The organism is Niastella koreensis GR20-10 (assembly GCF_000246855.1).
Classification (GTDB): domain Bacteria; phylum Bacteroidota; class Bacteroidia; order Chitinophagales; family Chitinophagaceae; genus Niastella; species Niastella koreensis.
Genome location: NC_016609.1, coordinates 459,000 through 479,509 on the forward strand (window position 1 = coordinate 459,000; position 20,510 = coordinate 479,509).

At 45.9% G+C, this 20,510-nt stretch carries 15 protein-coding genes; 6 read left to right on the forward strand and 9 right to left on the reverse strand.

Translation table 11 applies throughout. The annotated features are described in order from the left end of the window. Nucleotides 1–46: 46 nt before the first annotated feature. Nucleotides 47–4,519 (forward strand): CusA/CzcA family heavy metal efflux RND transporter, encoded by a 4,473-nt coding sequence (locus tag NIAKO_RS01895; protein WP_242675467.1) that lies wholly within the window; start codon nt 47–49, stop codon nt 4,517–4,519. A 7-nt stretch (nt 4,520–4,526) separates the two neighbouring features. After that, complete coding sequence (locus NIAKO_RS01900) at nt 4,527–5,657, forward strand: efflux RND transporter periplasmic adaptor subunit (protein ID WP_014216697.1); 1,131 nt, start codon at nt 4,527–4,529, stop codon at nt 5,655–5,657. Between the two features lie 132 nt (nt 5,658–5,789). Here the strand turns inward: NIAKO_RS01900 and NIAKO_RS01905 are convergent, their stop codons facing one another. The 4 genes from NIAKO_RS01905 to NIAKO_RS01920 all read right to left on the reverse strand — a co-directional run bounded on the left by NIAKO_RS01905 (nt 5,790) and on the right by NIAKO_RS01920 (nt 9,069). Beyond that, nucleotides 5,790–6,107: a cupin domain-containing protein gene (locus NIAKO_RS01905; RefSeq protein ID WP_014216698.1), complete on the reverse strand. Its 318-nt coding sequence runs from the start codon at nt 6,105–6,107 to the stop codon at nt 5,790–5,792. 10 nt (nt 6,108–6,117) lie between these two features. Beyond that, on the reverse strand, nt 6,118–7,311 hold the full coding sequence (locus NIAKO_RS01910) for an ATP-grasp domain-containing protein (RefSeq protein ID WP_014216699.1): 1,194 nt from the start codon (nt 7,309–7,311) through the stop codon (nt 6,118–6,120). 176 nt (nt 7,312–7,487) lie between these two features. Next, nucleotides 7,488–8,324, reverse strand: coding sequence for a type 1 glutamine amidotransferase (locus NIAKO_RS01915; protein WP_041347848.1), 837 nt, complete (start codon nt 8,322–8,324; stop codon nt 7,488–7,490). 76 nt (nt 8,325–8,400) lie between these two features. Next, nucleotides 8,401–9,069, reverse strand: a complete 669-nt coding sequence (locus NIAKO_RS01920) for an SGNH/GDSL hydrolase family protein (RefSeq protein ID WP_014216701.1) — start codon at nt 9,067–9,069, stop codon at nt 8,401–8,403. Between the two features lie 145 nt (nt 9,070–9,214). Between NIAKO_RS01920 and eat the strand changes: the two genes are divergently transcribed. The 3 genes from eat to eutC all read left to right on the forward strand — a co-directional run bounded on the left by eat (nt 9,215) and on the right by eutC (nt 12,812). Beyond that, nucleotides 9,215–10,507: an ethanolamine permease gene (gene eat, locus NIAKO_RS01925; RefSeq protein ID WP_014216702.1), complete on the forward strand. Its 1,293-nt coding sequence runs from the start codon at nt 9,215–9,217 to the stop codon at nt 10,505–10,507. A gap of 50 nt (nt 10,508–10,557) precedes the next feature. Further along, on the forward strand, nt 10,558–11,967 hold the full coding sequence (locus NIAKO_RS01930; RefSeq protein WP_014216703.1) for an ethanolamine ammonia-lyase subunit EutB: 1,410 nt from the start codon (nt 10,558–10,560) through the stop codon (nt 11,965–11,967). Nucleotides 11,968–12,041: 74 nt separating this feature from the next. Then, nucleotides 12,042–12,812: an ethanolamine ammonia-lyase subunit EutC gene (gene eutC, locus NIAKO_RS01935; protein WP_014216704.1), complete on the forward strand. Its 771-nt coding sequence runs from the start codon at nt 12,042–12,044 to the stop codon at nt 12,810–12,812. Here eutC and NIAKO_RS01940 read toward each other — a convergent pair. From NIAKO_RS01940 to NIAKO_RS01950, 3 genes are all read right to left on the reverse strand, one after another. Further along, on the reverse strand, nt 12,793–13,326 hold the full coding sequence (locus NIAKO_RS01940; protein WP_014216705.1) for a hypothetical protein: 534 nt from the start codon (nt 13,324–13,326) through the stop codon (nt 12,793–12,795). The genes eutC and NIAKO_RS01940 overlap by 20 nt on opposite strands. Before the next feature lie 167 nt (nt 13,327–13,493). Further along, on the reverse strand, nt 13,494–14,606 hold the full coding sequence (locus tag NIAKO_RS01945) for a carboxylate-amine ligase (protein WP_014216706.1): 1,113 nt from the start codon (nt 14,604–14,606) through the stop codon (nt 13,494–13,496). Between the two features lie 114 nt (nt 14,607–14,720). Further along, complete coding sequence (locus NIAKO_RS01950) at nt 14,721–15,707, reverse strand: ATP-grasp domain-containing protein (RefSeq protein ID WP_014216707.1); 987 nt, start codon at nt 15,705–15,707, stop codon at nt 14,721–14,723. A 114-nt stretch (nt 15,708–15,821) separates the two neighbouring features. Between NIAKO_RS01950 and NIAKO_RS01955 the strand changes: the two genes are divergently transcribed. Next, entirely contained in the window at nt 15,822–16,643 is an 822-nt protein-coding gene (locus tag NIAKO_RS01955; protein WP_014216708.1) for an alpha/beta hydrolase, read from the forward strand. A gap of 136 nt (nt 16,644–16,779) precedes the next feature. Here the strand turns inward: NIAKO_RS01955 and NIAKO_RS01960 are convergent, their stop codons facing one another. Continuing rightward, a complete protein-coding gene (locus tag NIAKO_RS01960) occupies nt 16,780–17,262 on the reverse strand; it encodes a hypothetical protein (protein WP_014216709.1) in 483 nt (160 codons plus the stop codon). 19 nt (nt 17,263–17,281) lie between these two features. Continuing rightward, a complete protein-coding gene (locus NIAKO_RS01965; protein WP_242675468.1) occupies nt 17,282–20,491 on the reverse strand; it encodes a TonB-dependent receptor in 3,210 nt (1,069 codons plus the stop codon). Between the last annotated feature and the right edge of the window lie 19 nt (nt 20,492–20,510).

Sequence of the window (20,510 nt, forward strand, 5' to 3'; positions counted from 1 at the left end):
TTCCATAGCAATTTTATTAATGTTGGTTTAATAGTTTGACGATAGCGTGAATCACGCTGTGATCTTATTGCGTGATGCACTGGCGTTCTGCTGGCATTTTGATCGCTGGCCGAACCGGGTGCGTTTCACGTTTCACGATAAAAAGTATTTAATGATTCAGGCAATTATTCGCTTTTCTATAAAGAATAAGCTGGTAATCGGTTTATTTGTTTTGGCCCTTTTAGTTTGGGGCAGCTATGCGGTTACTCAGTTGCCCATAGACGCAGTTCCTGACATTACCGATAACCAGGTTCAGGTGATCACTACCTCGCCATCACTGGGGGCGCCCGATGTTGAGCGGTTGATCACTTTTCCGATAGAGCAGGTTAACAGCACTGTTCCAGGTCTTAAGGAGATCAGGAGTATCTCCCGTTTTGGTCTGTCGGTGGTAACTATTGTTTTTAATGATAACGTGGATGTATACTGGGCCCGGCAACAGATTGCCGAACGGATGCAACAGGTCCAAAGCCAGATCCCGGCCCAACTGGGCAAGCCCGAACTGGCGCCTGTAACTACCGGACTTGGCGAAATTTACCAATATGTGGTAAGAGCCAAAAAAGGCTATGAAGAAAAGTATGACGCCATGGAGTTACGTACCATCCAGGATTGGATCATTCGTCGTCAGATGTTAGGTACCCCTGGTGTAGCTGAGGTGAGTAGTTTTGGCGGCAGGCTGAAACAATACGAAATAGCGGTGAATACAGCCCGGTTGAAATCACACAACCTGACTGTGGATGACATCTTCACTGCCCTGGAAAAAAACAACCAGAATACGGGCGGCGCCTATATTGAAAAGGGCCCCACTGTATTATTTATCCGCAGCGAGGGATTGATAACAAACGACCAGGATATTGGCAATATAGTAGTTAAAACAATGGACGAGGGCATACCGGTATTAATGCGGGATGTGGCCTCCATAAATTCAGGAAGCGCCACGCGGTATGGAGCAATGACCTATAACGACAAAGGTGAAGTTGCGGGGGCTATTGTGATGATGCTGAAAGGCGAAAACTCATCGGCAGTAATAAAGCGGGTAAAAGAAAAAGTAGCACAGATCCAGCAAACGTTGCCAGAAGGTGTGGTGATAGAACCCTTTTTAGACCGTACTAAAATGGTGAACCATGCTATAGGTACGGTTCAAAAGAATTTAATAGAAGGCGCCCTGATCGTAGTGTTTGTGCTGGTGGTGTTCCTGGGGAACCTGCGGGCAGGATTGGTGGTGGCTTCTGTTATTCCTTTATCGATGTTGTTCGCCATTATATTGATGAATGTATTTGGGGTGAGTGGCAACCTGATGAGTTTAGGCGCCATCGACTTTGGATTAATAGTAGACGGCGCGGTAATTATTGTAGAAGCGGTGATGCACCGGTTAAGCCATTCAAAACATTTCACTTCTTTAGACAGGCTTAGTCAAAACATTATGGATGACGAAGTACATCACAGTGCGTCAAAAATGATGAACGCCGCCATCTTTGGCCAGATCATTATCCTGGTGGTTTACCTGCCCATTTATTCCTTACAGGGTATTGAAGGAAAAATGTTCAAACCCATGGCGCAAACAGTAACGTTTGCTTTACTGGGCGCATTCCTGTTATCATTTACTTATGTGCCCATGGTAACGGCTTTGTTCCTCAGCAAAAAGTTATTGCACAAAAAAACGTTCAGCGACCGCATGATGGCGTGGTGTGAAAGGGCATACCATAACCTGCTGGAAAGAATGCTTCGTTTTCCTAAACTGATCATCGGTGGAAGTGTAGCCGCTTTTGTGATCAGCCTGTTCTTATTCTCGCGCCTGGGTGGTGAATTTATTCCCAAGCTGGAGGAGGGTGATTTTGCCGTTGAAACCAGGTTGCTTACGGGAAGTAATATCAATGCTTCGGTAAAAACTTTAACCCAGGCTGCCCATATATTGAAGAGCCGGTTTCCTGAGGTGCAAAAAGTAGTGGGAAAAAACGGCAGCAGTGAAATACCTACCGATCCCATGCCTATAGATGCTAGTGACCTGATGGTTATTCTAAAAGATAAAAAGGAATGGACCAGCGCGCACACCTTCGATGAGCTGGCCGAAAAAATGCAGCGGGCATTACAGGAAATTCCGGATGCCACATTTGGTTTTCAATACCCCGTTCAAATGCGGTTCAACGAACTGATCAGTGGCGCCCGGCAGGATGTGGTATGCAAGATTTTTGGTGAAAACCTGGATACCCTGGCGTTGTATGCCAATAAGGTGGGCACCATAATAAGCAGCGTTAAAGGCGCAGCTGACCTGTATGTAGAAACAGTGACAGGGATGCCGCAAATTCTGGTTACCTATAACAGGGGTGCGATTGCGCATTACGGATTGAATATAGAAGATCTTAACCGGGTGTTGAATACCGCATTTGCCGGACAAAGCGCCGGAATGGTATATGAAGGAGAACGGCGTTTTGATTTGGTGGTGCGCCTGGAAAATATGCAACGGCAGGATGTAACGGATGTACAAAACCTGTTGATACCCACACCAACCGGCGCCCAGATACCGTTGAGCCAGGTGGCTACTGTTGCAATAAAAGATGGGCCCAATCAAATACAACGTGAAGATGCCAAAAGAAGGATCATTACCGGGTTCAACGTACGCGGCCGCGATGTGCAGAGTGTGGTTGAAGAACTGAATAGTAAAATAAAACAACAGCTAAAGCTGCCAAGTGGATACTATGTTGTGTATGGCGGCCAGTTTCAAAATCTGACCGAAGCCCGCAAGCGGTTAGGGGTGGCAGTTCCGGTAGCCTTATTGCTCATCCTTGTGATGTTGTACTTTGCTTTTGGCAAGCTCAAATATGGACTGCTTATTTTCTCGGCCATTCCTTTATCAGCTATTGGAGGGATCTTATTATTGTGGATGCGAGGCATGCCCTTCAGTATTTCTGCAGGCATTGGATTTATTGCCCTGTTTGGCGTAGCGGTATTAAATGGTATTGTGCTGATTGCGGAATTCATTCGATTAAAACATTCAGGTGTACATGACACAAAACAAATTATTATGCAGGGAACACGCATCAGGCTGCGGCCGGTTTTAATGACCGCATCGGTTGCCTCACTGGGCTTTTTACCAATGGCATTGAGCCAGGGAGCTGGTGCTGAAGTACAACGGCCGCTGGCCACCGTTGTTATTGGCGGACTGATCACTGCTACATTTTTAACCCTGGTGGTATTACCGGTACTGTATTTGTGGGCGGAAAAACGGAAGCAAGTAAAGCTACCGGCGCCGCAGGTGGTGGGAATGATCATCGCGTTGTTGGTATGTAACGCTGCATTTTCACAAACCGGCGAACGGCCGGTGTTGCTGGAACAAATGCTGCAGCAGGCCACCACCAATAATCTATCGTTAAAGGTCACCCGGTCGGGCGTTGGCTACTGGAAACAGTTACAAACCGCTACTGCCGAACTGCCACGCACCCAGGTGGGCGGGGAATATGGCGGCATCAACAGTTTAAATAACGATACCCGGTTTTATATTAACCAGTCGTTTGAGTTACCGGTGGTATACCGGCGGCAAAAAGAATTGTATGGGGCGCAGGAGCAGGTAGCCAGTACGCAGGTGACGTTGCAACAACAGGAACTGCAAAAAGCAGTGAAAACGGTGTTTTATAATATGGTTGACCTGCTGGAACGGCAAAAACTGTTGATGCGGCTCGATAGTATCTACAGCCGGTTCCTGGACGCTGCTACCCTGCGGTTAAAGACCGGTGAAAGCACCATGCTGGAGAAAAGCAATGCCGAAACCCAGATGCAGCAATTGAAACTGCAACAGGAACAGGTAAAAGCCGATCTGCGCATGGAACAACAGCAACTGCAATGGCTGCTCAATACAAAAGACTGGCTATTGCCGGAGTACCATGTGTTGAAAAAAGAACATCCACAGATAATGGATACGCAGGCTGTGGTAAGCCACCCTGCGGTTCAATTACAACAACAACAGGTAAAGGTGAATGCCGCGCAAACCAATATAGAGAAGGCAAGGTTGAACCCCGGGTTCACGGTAGGGTACAGCAACCAGTCCATCATTGGTTACCAAACAAAGGATGGCGTTACCCAGCAATACTATGGCGGTGGAGACCGATTTAATATTTACCAGTTGAGCGTAGCACTACCCATTTTTAATAAAGCAGTGAAGGCGCGGATAAAAGCCGGACAGTTGCAGGAGGCAACAACCCGCATGGAAGTAGATGCCACCAGTCAGTACTTCACCAATCAATGGCAGCAGTTGAATGAAGCGTATAAAAAATATGGTGAACAGGTACAGTATTACGAAACAGGCGGCTTACAACAGGCGGCGCTGATAACCCGTAATGCCCGCCTGGGTTTTGAAAAAGGCGATGTAAGTTATGTGGAATGGACCCTGCAAATGAACAATGCTGTTAATATAGAGTTGGGGTACCTGCAGGCGATCCACGCGCTGAACAACACGATAATTGAATTGGAATATTTAACCGGAAAATGATCACTACATGAAGAACCTGTTTTTATATATAGCTGTATTATTGTGCGTCTCCTGTTCATCGGCCGAAAAGCCGGAGGAAACCAAAAAAGAAGTGGATGCCAACACGGTGGCCTTAACAGATGTGCAGATAAAAAATGCCGGCATTGAAACTGGTGCTGTGCAATCACAGAACCTGAACGATGTATTAAAGGTAAATGGGCTGGTGGATGTACCGCCGCAGAATATTGTATCGGTAAGTTTTCCCATGGGCGGTTATCTTAAAAATACCACGCTATTGCCAGGTATGCATGTGAATAAAGGGGAGGTAATTGGGGTGATTGAAGATCAGGGACTGGTGCAATTACAACAGGATTACCTGATGGCGCAGGCCCGGTTACAATTTTTACAACAGGAGTACGACCGGCAAAAAGAACTGAGTGACCAACAGGTAAGCGCCGCCAAAACCTTTCAACAGGTGCAGGCCGATTTCACTGCTCAGAAAGTACTGGTAAAAGCATTGGGGGAGAAGCTGCGGCTGGTGAATCTCAATCCCGGTTCGTTAAATGAAAACAATATTTCCCGCAGCGTTCCTATCTATTCACCCATCAATGGTTTTGTATCGAAGGTGAATGTAAATATTGGCAAGTTTGTAAACGCTACAGATGTGTTGTTTGAACTGATCAATCCCGATGATATCCATGCGGGTCTCACGGTTTTTGAAAAGGATATGCCTAAGATAAAAGTAGGCCAGCTGGTGAAGGTATCGTTTGTAGATGAACCAGGTAAGGAATATGATTGTGAAGTGATACTGGTTACCCGGAATGTTGACATTAACCGCAGCGGCATGATTCATTGTCATTTTAAAACCAGGCCAGGCAACCTGTTACCAGGCATGTTCCTGAATGCATCCATTCATTTGGAAAACGTTCCTTCGCTTACGGTTCCTGAAGATGCTGTTGTGCGGTATGGCAATCAGCAATACATCGTTCAGAGCACCGGTAAAAACAATTTTCAACTGGTAAATGTAGAAACGGGTATCCGGGAAAAAGACCGGGTTGCCGTTATTGCAAAGAATATCGATATAACGAATATGCAGGTGGTTACGAAAAATGCCTATGCGGTGTTGGGAAAGATGAAGAATGCAAAGGAGGAGGAATAGTTATTTAGTTCCAGGTTCAGAGTTCCAAGTTCCGAGTTCCAAGTTCCAAGTTCCAAGTTCCGAGTTCCAAGTTCAGAGTTCCAAGTTCAGAGTTCCAAGTTCAAAAAACTCTGAACCTGGAACTCTGAACTTCTAAACTTTGTAATCTTCTCTTACAGGAGAGAAAGCATCTAACACCTTAACAAATGTTCGTGCTATAGCACTGTGTGGTACATTACCGGGTATAACATGAACCATACCAGGTGTCAGGAGCATTTTTTCACCCCCGATCACCATTTCCAGTTCGCCTTCCAGCAGGTAGGTGATCTGTTCGTGCGGATGGCTGTGTTCGGGTAACCGGGCGCCCGGTTGAATGTCTACAAAACTCAGCGTCATGGTTTCACCATGTACAAACCGGCCAAATATTCCAGGTACAATCTCTTTGCCTTTAACGTCGTTGAGGTGTTGCATAGTTATTTATTTACCGTTCAATAAAGCAGGTGCTGCCACCTACCCATTGTTTGTTCTTATTAAAGTTCACGCCTATCATTTTGCCTTTGCTTAAACGCGCCAGGTTTATAACGGGTTGGGGGCGGTCCCAGTCCTTTTTCCAAACGTACATGATCCTGATCTCGGCTTTAGCCGGTTCATCGGGCGTTTTAATAATGGCAGCGTATTCCACTTTTCGTTGTAAGATCCAGTTGTGCGGATCGGTTATCTTGTCAATGTCTTCCCGGGTTACATCAATCAATACGCCCTGTCCTGCAAAGGAGAACAATGGTTTCAGTACATAATTCTCCAGGTCAGGTGGCAATTGTTTTATTTCGTTCAAAAAGTAAGTGACGGGCACATACGGGTGGTGGAGAAAAGGCAGGGTGTATTTGCTGATGCGGTAAAACCAGTTGGGATGCGGCACCCATTGTACATCCAGGTTCTGGGTAATATCGCAATACCTGCCTAAAGCCTCTTTCTTTGCCAGCAGTTCATCGAAGATAACGCGGTTGTAGATCCGCTTTACGGCTGTTTTTTTCCCGTCGCGCAGATAAAACAGGTCTTTTCCTTCCTGGATCAGGTCGGTAATACAAACGGGTTGAACGCCGGTATATTCCTGGGTTAAATAAAAGTCGATGCGGGTCTTTTGTTGGTGCGGTTTTATTTCCAGCAGAATGGTATTCTCTACCGGAACATCATCCACGATCACTTCTTTCAGTAACTGCAGGTAAGTTTCACGGGTATGTCCGTTCAGGTATTGACTATAATTATCCGGAACAGGAAAGTATTGTCTGAACAGATCTGGGTAATATACCTGAAAACCAAACAGGGTAGGAAAGCCCTGCATTTCTATTAAGCGGGGTTCGGGTTGTTTATCTTCATTCCAGCAAATGCCAAAATCAAAACAAAGCATGTCGCAGCGATCGCTTTCGTTGGGAACATACTCGTTCGGAGGAATGGCGGCATCGGTCATTTTTTTGAATTGGGGATCGGTGATCACATCGATGATGTGCTCACAGGCATCGATCATTTTTGCGGCAAATTCCTTATCAACAAATACCGGGGTTTCTGAGAGCCTGAATTCGATGGCGCCGGGATATTTACTCTGCAGGCCTTTTAAGAAGGCTTCGTATTGTTGTTCGGTGAATGACTCATTAAACACTTTTCGTACTCCGGGAACCATGCTATATTAGGTTTTATCTTACAAGGTACGAACTTCCGGATTCTAAGATTAAGTTATTGGGTTAGTAAGTTATTAGGTTATTGAGTTCGTTAGTTCTTTAGTTCGGGGATGCCGCGGTGAGGTGTATTGGCTTTAAGCTTTTGGCTTTGTGCTTTCGGCTGTATTTTGCTTGCAGCTTACAGCTTGGGACTTGAAGCTGTTTCCTCAATCGCTATATCTAAAAAATTAGGAAGTATATGAGAGTAAGTATATAAAATTTTATCCGGGTCGTTGAGTTGTTCAATCATGGATTGCCATTTCTCAAACCCATGATTTTTTATGACCATTTGTTTTTTGTCTTCCCGTTGCAGGTAACGGCTCATCCCGGGAGCATCGGCTTCGGGGTGAAACTGGGTGCCCACCATATATTCATTGAATCGTAAACCCATAATAGCCCGTTCCAGCGGCACATGCGGGCGTTCTTTTTCAATGGCAAGAATGGAAGCGCCTATGCGCTGTAGTTGTTCCTGGTCGGGTTCCACCACCTGGAAATTGCGGCTGTCAACCGCATAAAACGGGTCCTGCAGGTTGGCAAAAACCGGCTCGTGGGCGCCGCCGTTTAACATATGAACGGGAAAAACGCCAAAAGCGGTGGATTTGCGTTTAGTAACCCGGGCTACCTTAAAATACCGGACAGCCAGCTGAAAAGAGTGACAGATAAAGTATACATGTTTTTTAGGGCCCTGGGGCTGCTGGTTGTATTCCACCATCTTGTGGATCCAGTCAAAATACAGGCGTTCCCATTTGGCATCGGTTGCCAGCGGCGAACCGGGACCGCCCGAAGAAATGTATACATCGTGATGTAAATCAGGCAACTCGCATTTAAGCCGCACATTGAATTCAGTGACCGCCAGGGGGATGCTATGCGTTTTACCATATTGCTGCAGAATATCCCTGATGCAGCGCATGCCTTCATTTACCTGGCCCTCATACAGATCGAGCAGGGCCACCCGTATGGTGTTTGGTTTACTCATAGTAAAGCTGCAAACATAACGCATTTTGTGATTGTCATGTTGCAGCTTATACATTAACAAATTAAAGAGGGAATGGTTATTTCACCAGCACTTTCAGCATTTCATCGGCCACCAGCGAATTGCCTTTATCGTTCAGGTGAACGCCGTCGGCAGTAAGAATGCCTTTCTCCCTGTTCTCGGGGTTGTTGGCCAGGTTATAGGCCAGGAAGGTCTTGCGCAGGTCAACCAGGGGGCAGTTGTTTTTTACGGCCACAGCGCGAACGATGTTCGCATACTTGTTCAGATCGCCATCCTGCTCATTAGAGAAATCGGTTTTTTCGCCGATCGTGGCAGGCGTGCAAAGGACCACTTTTATATTTTTTGCCTGCAGTTTTTTGATGATGGCGTTGTAAAACTGTTCGAATTTAGGGGCATCGGTACCGGTGCCGCCTTTCTTATGCCATACGTCATTTACGCCTATCCAGATCACTACGGTGGTAGGGTTTTTCGACAGCACATCATCTTCCATGCGTAAATAAAGATCGTATACTTTATTACCGCCAATACCGGCGCCAATTAATTCATATTGATCTTTCTGGCCTTTTTGTGCAATCAGGTTGCCCAGCACTGTTATATACCCGGTTGGCGATACGCCGGCCGCTGTAATGGAATCGCCAAAGAAAACGATCTTTTGTTTTTGCTGCATACTGGTAAAGCTTACTAGTGTAATTGCGAGGAACAGGGAAACGTACAGAAGCAATCTCATAAATAATATATTTTGAAGAAGTAAAGAATACGAATGATAACCCCTGAATAAGGCAGCGAATCTATCACAAAAGTTTGTATTTTACGTAATATCTATGGTTGCTGCCTGAATTGCTTTCTGCTACTATCTTATTAAAACTAATTGCATGCATGGCAACCCTTCGTTAAAAAAAGTATTGAAACCAGTGCACCTGTGGGCGCTGGCGGTTGGTTTGGTTATCTCCGGCGAGTATTTTGGCTGGAACCTGGGTTGGGATGTTGCCGGAACCGGCGGCTTTCTGATTGCCACGGTACTGGTGACTATTTTTTATGTAACATTTATCTTCAGTTTTACCGAGTTAACGGCTGCTATACCCCATGCCGGCGGGCCCTTTGCCTATGCCTATAAGGCCTTAGGCCCCCTGGGGGGATTGATAGCTGCCTATGCTACCCTGGTGGAATTCTTACTGGCGCCACCGGCAGTAGCCTTTGCACTCGGCAGTTATGTACATTTTCTGGCGCCGGTCCTGCCGGTACTGGCGGTAGCCATTGGCAGTTTTGTAGTGTTTACCATTATAAACTTTTTAGGCATCAAGGAATCGGTGGTGTTTTCGCTCATTGTTACCATCCTGGCGGTTTGTGAATTGCTGCTGTTCATGGGCGTAGTGGCGCCCGGTTTTAAATGGGAAAATTTTAAACAGGATGCCATGCCGTTTGGCTGGAGCGGCGTTTTTGCCGCCTTGCCTTTTGCCATCTGGTTTTACCTGGCTATTGAGGGCGTGGCCATGGTGGCCGAAGAAGTGAAGGACCCGCAACGTACCATTCCCCGCGGTTATATTTATGGTATTGTAACCCTGGTGCTGCTGGCTTTCGGGGTTATGTTCTTTACAGGCGGGGTTACCAACTGGCATACCCTTGCCCGCATCGATTATCCGTTGCCCGAAGCGATCAGCGCCGTGCTGGGAAAACAAAACGGCTGGACGAAGGTATTTGCAGGGATCGGGTTGTTTGGCCTGGTGGCTTCGTTTCATGGTGTTATCATCAGTTATTCCCGGCAGTTATACGCTGTGGCCCGCGATGGTTATTTACCCAAAATACTGGCAACGGTGAATTCAAAGCACCGGACCCCGAATGCAGCCATGGTAGCAGGTGGTTTGGTGGGGATTATTGCTTTATGCCTGTTCAATACCGGCGATGTTATTACATTGAGCGCCCTGGGCGCCGTGGTTATGTATATCATCAGCATGATCAGCCTGTTTGTTTTGCGCCGTAAACAACCACACCTGGAACGGCCTTTCAAAGTACCTTTGTATCCCTGGTTTCCCGGTATTGCTTTGATCCTGGCCATTGTTTGTCTGATAGCTATTGTTTGGTATAACCTGTTTTTAAGTGTTATATTCTTTGGGGCATTAGTTCTGTTAATGATACTGTTTGTGGTTTTCAGAAGATCAGGTTCTTAGGTTATTAGGTTCGTAAGTTCTTAGGTGTTAACCTAAAAACTCAATAACCTATGAACTTAATAACTTTAACTTATAAATACATGAGTTACCGGTATACCATACAGCACCATACATATACCTTCGACACAATAAAGGATTTGCTGGCAAAAGCAACTCCCTTTCGTTCGGGCGATGCGTTGGCAGGTGTGGCTGCTGCGGATTATAAAGAACGGGTGGCGGCGCAACTGGCGCTGGCTGATGTGCCGTTGAAAAACTTTCTACAGGAACCGGTGATTCCTTATGAGCAGGATGAAGTTACCCGGCTCATCATGGATTCACATAATACAACTGCTTTTGCACCTGTCGCTCATTTCACCACCGGTCAACTGCGCGACTGGTTGTTGAGCGATGCGGCTGACACTGCCACATTACAACAATTGGGGCCAGGATTGACGCCTGAAATGGTCGCGGCCGTGTCAAAACTAATGCGCAACCAGGACCTCATCAGCGTAGCCCGGAAGTGTGAGGTGGTGACCACCTTTCGCAATACCCTGGGATTAAAAGGCCGGTTATCTGTGCGGTTGCAACCCAATCATCCCACAGACGATCCCAAAGGCATTGCTGCCAGTATGGTGGACGGGTTATTGTATGGCAGTGGCGATGCCGTGATTGGCATAAACCCTGCTACCGATTCGCCCAACCATGTACTAACGCTGTTGCACATGCTGGATGCGGTCATCCAACAATTTAAGATCCCTACCCAGAGCTGTGTGTTGTGTCATGTTACCACTTCCTTACAACTGGTGCAGCAAAAAGCGCCGCTCGACCTCGTGTTCCAATCTATTGGCGGTACTGAGAAGACCAATAAGAGTTTTGGAGTGAACCTGGCTTTACTGCAGGACGCATATGAAGCGGCATTGTCGTTGCAACGGGGTACGTTGGGTAACCATGTCATGTATTTTGAAACGGGGCAGGGGAGTTCTTTATCGGCCAATGCGCATGAAGGCGTTGACCAGCAAACCTGTGAAGCAAGGGCCTATGCAGTGGCCAGGAAGTTCTCGCCCTTATTGGTTAATACCGTTGTTGGGTTTATTGGTCCGGAATATTTATTCGATGGTAAACAGATCATCAGGGCGGCGCTGGAAGATCATTTTTGTGGTAAGCTGCTTGGCTTACCCATGGGTGTGGATGTTTGTTATACCAACCATGCCGAAGCCGATCAGGATGATATGGATAACCTGCTTACTTTACTGGGCGTTGCCGGTTGTAATTATATTATGGGCATTCCCGGCGCCGACGATATTATGTTGAATTATCAGTCTACCTCTTTTCATGATGCGCTGTATGTACGAAAGGTGCTGGGCTTACGGCCTGCACCTGAGTTTGAGAACTGGTTATTAAAACAGGGGATTATCAATAAGGAAGGAGATTTGATTCCGGTAGGGAATCGACATGAATTGTTGCAGTTATTAGGTTCGTAAGTTATTGAGTTCTTTGTTAAGGACTTTATGAACTAAATAACCTAAGAACTTAATAACCCAATAACCTAAAAACTATGGATGTTCAAAAAATAATAGTACAACCCGATGAATGGGCATCATTAAAGGAATTTACCGCTGCAAGAATTGCGTTGGGCAGAACCGGAACGGCTGAACCATTGCAATCGCTATTAGCGTTCCGGCTGGCACATGCCAATGCGCGGGACGCCGTGTATGCGGTGCTGAACCAGCCGGTGTTATTACAGGAACTGCAGGCATTACAACAGGCTTCTTTTACGTTGACAACCCAGGCTGCCAGCAGAAGCGAATACCTGCAATACCCCGACCGGGGCCGGCGGCTGCATGCAAAAGCTATAGAACAATTAACGGAGTTCAACAGTACCGGTTATGATGTTTGTATCGTACTGGCCGATGGGTTATCCGCCACAGCTATTAATAACCACGCCATTCCGGTGTTGAAAATATTACTACCACTTTTTGCGAACGCCCGTTTATCGGTAGCGCCTGTTTGTATGGTACAGGAAGGCCGGGTGGCCATTGGCGATGAATGCGGCCATCTTTTACAGGCAGAACTGGTTGTTGTGCTTATTGGGGAACGCCCGGGTTTAAGTTCGCCCGATAGTTTAGGCGCCTACCTTACCTACCGGCCCGCACCGGGCTTAACCGATGAGTCGCGCAACTGTATCTCCAACATCAGACCGGAAGGATTGAATTACCCCGCTGCTGCGGAAAAGATCTTCTTTCTAAGCAATGAATCGTTGACGCTGCGGTTATCGGGTGTAGCGTTGAAGGATAATGGAGGGGATATTACTGCAATTTCAGTTTAAACGTACCATTTGAAATAACAGCAGAATCAGCATTGGGATCGGTGCTGTTCAGCAAATACAACTTTCCGGAAAACGTACCGCTTACTGTTGTAGCAGTGAGCTCATTGAATTTGATCTGGAAAGGATTGCCATCATCGTACCGGCTGGCGAAGATCTTATCAGGGTCCTGTGTGTTAGGGTTATATATACCGGCCAAAAAGTAATCTGTTGTGGGATCTGTTTCTTTGTAGGTGGTGCCTGTTGCAACAGGAATGGACAATTGAATGGTAAAGCCTACCCCTTCAAAATTATTTGCATCATTGGTGGCGTTGGCGGAAAAGGAATAATTAGTTACTCCATTGCCCACATCTTCTTTGTGAGCCAACAATTTATACTTGAATGTTTTATCTACACTGCCTATTTTGCACTTGATAAAGTATTGCGATACATCTTCTTCCACACTGCTTTCTTTTCCACACGACGCTATCAATACTGCCAATAGCATGACAGGCCAGCTAACCAGGAATCTTTTCATACCGGAACAGATTTAACCAAAAAAATTTGTTTTCGGGAATTTCCTATGAGGATACGGATGGGATAGGCAATTTTAACGGTCTTTTAAGCATAAATATTGTGCCAACATTATATGTTACAGGAAATTGTAATTTAAGGGGCTGTATTGCCCTGAAACCTGAAACACATTTACACCCCTGCCAGGAACTGACTATGAATGTAATCAACCACATTCACCATGCTGTTGGTTTGTTGAAAAACCTTCAGCTGGCGGTCGGCGCCGGTGCCTTCTTCCATCAGTTTGGTGATGTAATTAATTGCATGGCGGCTGCCCAGTTCGTCCACCACATCATCAACAAAATCGAGCAGTTCATAAATCAGTACCCGGGTATTGATCTCTTCCTCCTTACCAAAGTCGATCAGTAAACCGTCGATGCCATAACGGCTGGCCCGCCATTTATTTTCGTTGATGAGGGCGCGTGAGTATTGAATGAAGTTCAGGTTTTGTAAACGCAGTTTATAGATCTTGGCGCAAATACCCTGGAACAGGGCGGCAATGGCGATAGTTTCCTGTACCGTTAACGGCACATCGCAGATCCTGAATTCTACTGTATTGAAAAATGGGTGCACCCGAAGGTCCCACCAGATCTTTTTAGCATTGTCGATGCAGTTGGTTTTTACCAGCAGCTTTACAAAATTGTCATAGTCTTCGATGGTATCGAAGGTTTCAGGGATACCTGTGCGGGGGAATTTGTCAAATACCTTTGTACGGTATGATTTGTAACCGGTATTTCTTCCTTCCCAGAAGGGCGAATTGGTACTAAGTGCATAGATGTGTGGTAAAAAGTACCGGGTTGAGTTGGCGATGTGGTTGGCCATTTCCCGGCTTTCCATGCCTACGTGTACATGCAGGCCGAAAATAAGATTGCTGCGGGCGGCATCCTGCAGAATATCCAGGATCTCCTTATACCGAACGTGATCGGTTATCAACTGGCTTTCCCAATGACTGAAGGGATGGGTGCCGGAGGCGCCTACCCAAAATCCCAGGTCGCCGGCTATATGGGAAATGGTGCGGCGCAGGTTGCTTACGTCTTTAAAAGCTTCATCAACATTGCGGCAAACATCGGTGCCTACCTCCACAACAGCCTGGTGCATTTCGGCTTTTACTTTGTCCCTGATTACCTTTTGCCCTTCGGTAACTATCCGTTGCTGGTGGCTCTTCAATTCCCGGCTAACCGGGTCAAGTACCATATATTCTTCTTCAATGCCAAGCGTAAATTGCGGTAAGTTGATATTTGCCATTTCTTAGTTCTTTAGTTCATTAGTTTTTAAGTTATTTAGTTATTTTAAGCTCGCGACTGCTAATGAACTCAATAACTTACGAACTAAATAACTCACAAACTTATTAACTCTTCTTCATTCCTCTGCTTCTAATTTTTCCCCTGTAATTGTTCCAATAGGTTCTCTGTGTATACTTCGCCGGGTATATTCGCCCCAGGTCAGGTTATCTTTTCCGGGCTCGTGGCTGAGGGCTCTTTCAATGGCATAGGTAGCCGCTGTATCAACCACCCATTCAAAATTATCCTCACCCACACTTGGGCGGTCGGCATCGGGAACCGGGTTGCAAAAATCTATAGCATAGGGAACGCCATCCCGGATGGCCAGTTCAACCGTGTTAAAATCATAGCCCAGGTATTGATTAATGCGGCGCACCACTTCCTCCATTTGGTGCAGCCGGTCGGGCGATGGTTTGAAGTTGCTGTTGTAGCGCAGGTGATGGGGATTGCGTGGTTCGTATGGCATGATGTGTACATATTTGCCACCAATGCAATAACAACGATAGTATTCTTCAAACACAATCTCTTCCTGCAGCAGCATTACCAGTTGCCCGGTTTCGCGGTGATTATGAAAGAACTCTTCTTTGTTATGCAGTTTGTATACATGCTTCCAGCCGCCGCCGGCAAAAGGTTTCATATATGCCGGAAAGCCAACGTATTCAAAGATTGTTGACCAGTCTAGTGGATACACCAGGTTGGCAAATGATTCGGAACTGGTATCGGGCGGCATTTCAAAGGAGGGCAGAATAACAGTCTTGGGTACAGGTATGCCTATGCGGGTGGCCAGGCAGTTGTTGAAGAATTTTTCATCAGCACTTCCCCGGAATGGGTTATTGATGACGGCGGTGCCGCAAATGGCCGTATTTTTAAGATAGGAGCGATAGAAAGGAACATCGTGTGAAATGCGGTCGAGGATCACATCATATTCAACAGCCGCACCCTGTATTACTTTGTCAATATGAACAGGCTCTGCAATAACCCCGGGTGTATTCCGGCTGTTGACGCGTTCTATAAAAGCCAGCGGGAAGGTCCTTTCCTGGCCAAAAAGAATTCCTATCTTTTTCATATCAAGCGCATTTAGATGATTTAGATGCTATTGCACCAACCTGGCTTCCAAATTTACAATTCCCTTTACATTTAACGTTCCACCTCAAACATATTTACCTAATTTTGCCGCGCTATGCAAACAGAAGTAAGTACGGGTATAATGGTAGAAACGATTGAATTGCCATCTGAAGCGCTCCAACGTACCATAACGATCAACTTTTACGGTCCCACCAACCATTCCGGAAATGAGCCGATAGGTTTATTACTTATCAACGACGGTCAGGATGTTGAAGCCATGGGCTTTGATAAAATGATTTCTTACTTGCTTCAAACAGAAGCTATTACACCAATGTTGTGTGTGGGGATCCATGCGGGGGAAGAAAGAATGCTGGAGTATGGCATGATCAGCAGCCCCGATTTTAAAGGCCGCGGCGCCAAAGCCGGGCTGTACCGCCAATTTATTATAGAAGAATTATTGCCCTATATTCATGCGCGTTATGCCCCCCTGACTTTTAATGAAACGGCATTTGCCGGTTTTTCATTGGGTGGCTTAAGTGCCCTGGACCTGGTTTGGAACCATCCTGACATCTTTTCCAAAGTAGGCGTATTCTCGGGTTCTCTCTGGTGGCGCTCCAAAGACAGGAAAGAAAAGGATTTTAGCGAAGCCAACGACCGGCTCATGCACCGCCAGATAAGACAGGGAAAATACCAGCCTGGCATGAAATTCTTTTTTCAATGCGGGGAACTGGATGAAACGGAAGACCGCAACGGTAATAAAGTGATCGACTCCATTGACGATACCATCGACGTCATGCGCGAACTGATGGCCAAGGGCTGGCTCGAAGGAAAGAACATGCGTTACCTGCAATTGCCCGATGGCAAACACGATATCCGCTCCTGGGCCAAAGCCCTGCCTGTGTTTTTGAAGTGGGGATGGAGAAGAAAAAGTTCTTAGTTCAAAGGTCTCAGTTCAAAGTTCACCGTTTACTCCTGCAAGTGCAACATTTGCTCCAATAGGTTACTTGCCTGTTACATAAAAAAAACGTCCCGCTTTTTAAGCGGGACGTTTCTATTTGTAATGTGTGAAACCACTATTGAGTTAAAGCGTTGTTTTTAACGGTCAGTGCAGTGGTTCCCAATTGGCTGCTTAAATTCAGGCCATAAGCAAATGTTGCTGTAGACCGGAGTTTTGTTTTTACCGGTAATGCCGGAGTAGTCATGTAAACAGTACCTGTGTCAGTAAAGCGGATCATTTTGGTTTTATAATAATCACTTGTGTCATATTTCACCGCGATTGTTTTATAATAGTTACCGGCATACTGCACCTGGGTAGTAGAATCCACTGCTTTCAGCGTTACAGAAATTGGATACTTTACAGTGGTATCACTCACATGCCCAACGATACGGAATTTAAGCGTATCGCCCTTGCTCGAAATATTATCTTTATAATGAAACAGGGAATCTACCTGAAAAATTTTAGCCGGTGTATTATAGGGTGGCAGCACATCATGATCGTCACAGGCTACCATAAAGCCCATCACCACTGTTAACGCTACTAATAATATATTTCTCATAATTCTTTTAGGTTAAATATTAATTAAACAAATACCTGATACCGAATTGCATTTGCCAACGGCTTCCTATGCCTGTGCTGTTTTGATAACTGTTGACATACGGCACCTGGTTAGTAGCATCCTGGAGGGGCAGAGAAAACAACGGTGTTTTACCATCTGCAGCCAGGCCTTCAAATTTCAGCAACTGGTAGCCAGCAGCATTGCTTGACAGGTTGGGCGTTTTAACCAAACCCCAGTATTTGTTTAAGAAGTTACCGGCGTTGATCAGGTCGAGGGTCAAACGCAGGGTGTGCTTATCGGCTTCTTTACCTCTTTTGCTAAAGAAATAAATATCCTGGGTAATGTTCAGGTCTAACTTCTTATACCATGGGAAAACAACGGCATTTGCTTTAGCATATTCGCCGCGGTGTGAACTCAGGTAATTATCCTGTTTAATGTAGTTGTCCAGTTGCGCCCATATCTGAGACGCAGTTCTTGTATCGGTAGCACTGCTTGGTACCAGGTTAATTTCACTGGAATTTCTTGGAATATACATCAGGTCATTTGAGTTACCATCGCCATTTAAATCACCATTGTAAATATAAGAGGTAACACCTGCAGGAGCCGCTTCAAATATGGCGCCGATAGATGTATTGAAATGTTTGGCATATTCAAATCTGTAAGAAGTATAGGCAATTACGCGGTGAGGTTGATAAAAAGAACCATAGGCCAGGTTATCGGTGTTAGGATCTTTTGATACCGCTCTTGCACTCCATAATGAAGAGGCTGTGCTGCCGCCTTCTGCAGTATTTCTTACATCGGCATAAGTATAGGCAATGCTGGCAAAAAGGTTACCAAATGATTTCTGCACGCGTGCAGTGATGGTATAAGAATAACCTTTATTAGTATTAGCCATTAAGATAGCTGAAGTAAGGTTCGGACGGTTAATCCATTTACCAGCATAGTATTTATTGCTGGTGTCAGCGGCGGGGACAGAAGCCGCAGAAGAGAGGGCATAACGAATGCGGTTGTCTGCGCCTTGCAGTTCATAGCCATGCTCTTCGTTCAGGTTCAGGTTCTTATAATATACGGCATGAAGGTCTTTGGAATAAGTACCTTCCAAAGTAAATATCACGTCGCCAGGAAGTTTTTTATCGATGGCGATGCTGGTCTTTAATACCTGCGGATATTTAAAGTTATGATCAGTTACAGCAGTTGCATAAGAAGTGTTGGCGAGGCCAGCGGCAGGGCGATATTTATCAGGGTCTGCACTGAACGCCTGGTTTGCATTATAGATTGAACCAAACTGCACGCCGTTGTTACTGGCCTGGTTGCTGATCCATACAAATGGGGGCGGACCACTGAAGATACCAGCGCCACCACGGATCTGTAAGGTTTTATCACCCAGTACGTCCCAGTTGAAGCCTACTCTTGGTGAGATCAGCGGTCTGGTTTTTGGCGCCTGACCTATGTTATAGCTTTGACCGGCAAATTTAAGGGTATCAAATACCGGGTTGTCGGTAAATGACTGTTTGTATCTGGTTACATCAACCCGTAAGCCATAAGTTAAGGTAAAGTTGTTGGTTATACGCCATTTATCCTGTGCAAACAAACCCAATTCAGTTGAACCGGCATTTGCCCAGGGGAATGAACCATCTTTAAGTGCTGAATATTGCAGGTAATAGTTTTTGGCATTGGGCGCACCGGTTTTTACGCTGTTATAAAAGTCAGCCAATGAACTAAACTGGTAAGAACCCTGGTAACCGGGAGCGAACGCGTTCGCATATTTCCTATAATAACCCTGGAATCCGAATGTCAATTCATGGGCGCCCTGGTATAATTTAAAGATATCCGACAACTGGTATACGTCTGTATTCAGCGTGTTGTTATAAGTAAAAGGCTCGTATCCAAACGTAGTCATAATGGCGCCGTTTGAATTAAAGATATCAACCAGGGGCATGTTACTGCCACCATGTGGTGTACGGAAGTCCCTCAACGCTGTATAGCCAACCTGGAATTTGTTCGACATCTGGCTGTTTAAACGGGTGTTCAATTCAGCAATAAGGATGTTGAAGTTGTTGTTGATCACATAACCGCTGTTGAAGAATGGCATTGAACTGGTACCGGGTTGTCCGCCGGTTACCTGGCCACCAGCGCTATTGGGCCGGCTGGTGCTGGCGAACTGGTCGCTCATTGACTTTAAATAGTTGTATTTAACAGTCAGCGTGCTTTTACCATTGATGTTCCAGTCAATTTTAGCGGTGATTTTATCACTTTGGGTCTTGAACGAATAGCCCTGGTAGGCGCCTGTCTTATAACCAAAGGCAGAATCCAGGAACGTGCTTAACGCATCGAGGTCTGATGCCTTAGCTGATGACACCCCGGGGGTACCGGCAGGATGATTGGCATCAGTTGCCACAAAGCTGGTGGCGGGTGCTGTTTGACGAACCTGCTCACCACTTACAAAGAAGAACACTTTGTCTTGTATGATCGGGCCGCCTACAGCAAAACCTCTTGTATTGAATTTAAAAGGAGATTTGGTCACTACGGTATTAGCTACATCATAACCTTGTGTGTTAGGGCCTTTCAGGTATGTGTAAACAGTTCCTTTGAATTGGTTGGTTCCGCTTTTTGTTACGGTATTGATACCTGTACCAGAGAATCCACCCTGTGTTACATCATAAGGTGAAACATTCACCTGTATCTGCTCGATGGCATCGAGGCTGATAGGTTGTTGACCTGTTTGTCCGCCTAAGGTAGAAGACAGACCAAATGAGTTGTTGAAGTTGGCGCCATCAACCGTCATGTTGTTGTACTGGTTGCTGCGGCCGCCAATGTTTAAACCGTTGGCTGTTGGTTCCAGTTTGGTAAAGTCCTGTAAAGAACGGCTAATGGTAGGCAGTCTTTCAATTTGTGCGCGACTGATGATTTCCTGACTACCGTTACGTGAAGAGTTGAATACTTTGTTCTGACGTGATGCTGCCACAACAATTTCTTTCAATTCTTTTGAATCACTCACCAGATGAAAATCTGCTTTAAACTCCTGACCCAGTAACAGAGTAATATTATCCTGCTCTGATTTTTTAAAACCTACATAGGTAACCGCAATTGTATAAGGTCCACCAATGCGAAGGTTAGGTAAGTTAAAGCGGCCGTCTTTACGGCTCGATGTGGCATACTTTGTTCCGGTAGGAGTGTGAAGGGCAATTACAGTAGCACCAGATAAAGGGGCGCCACTTTCGTCTGTCACTGTACCCTGGATTTCAGAT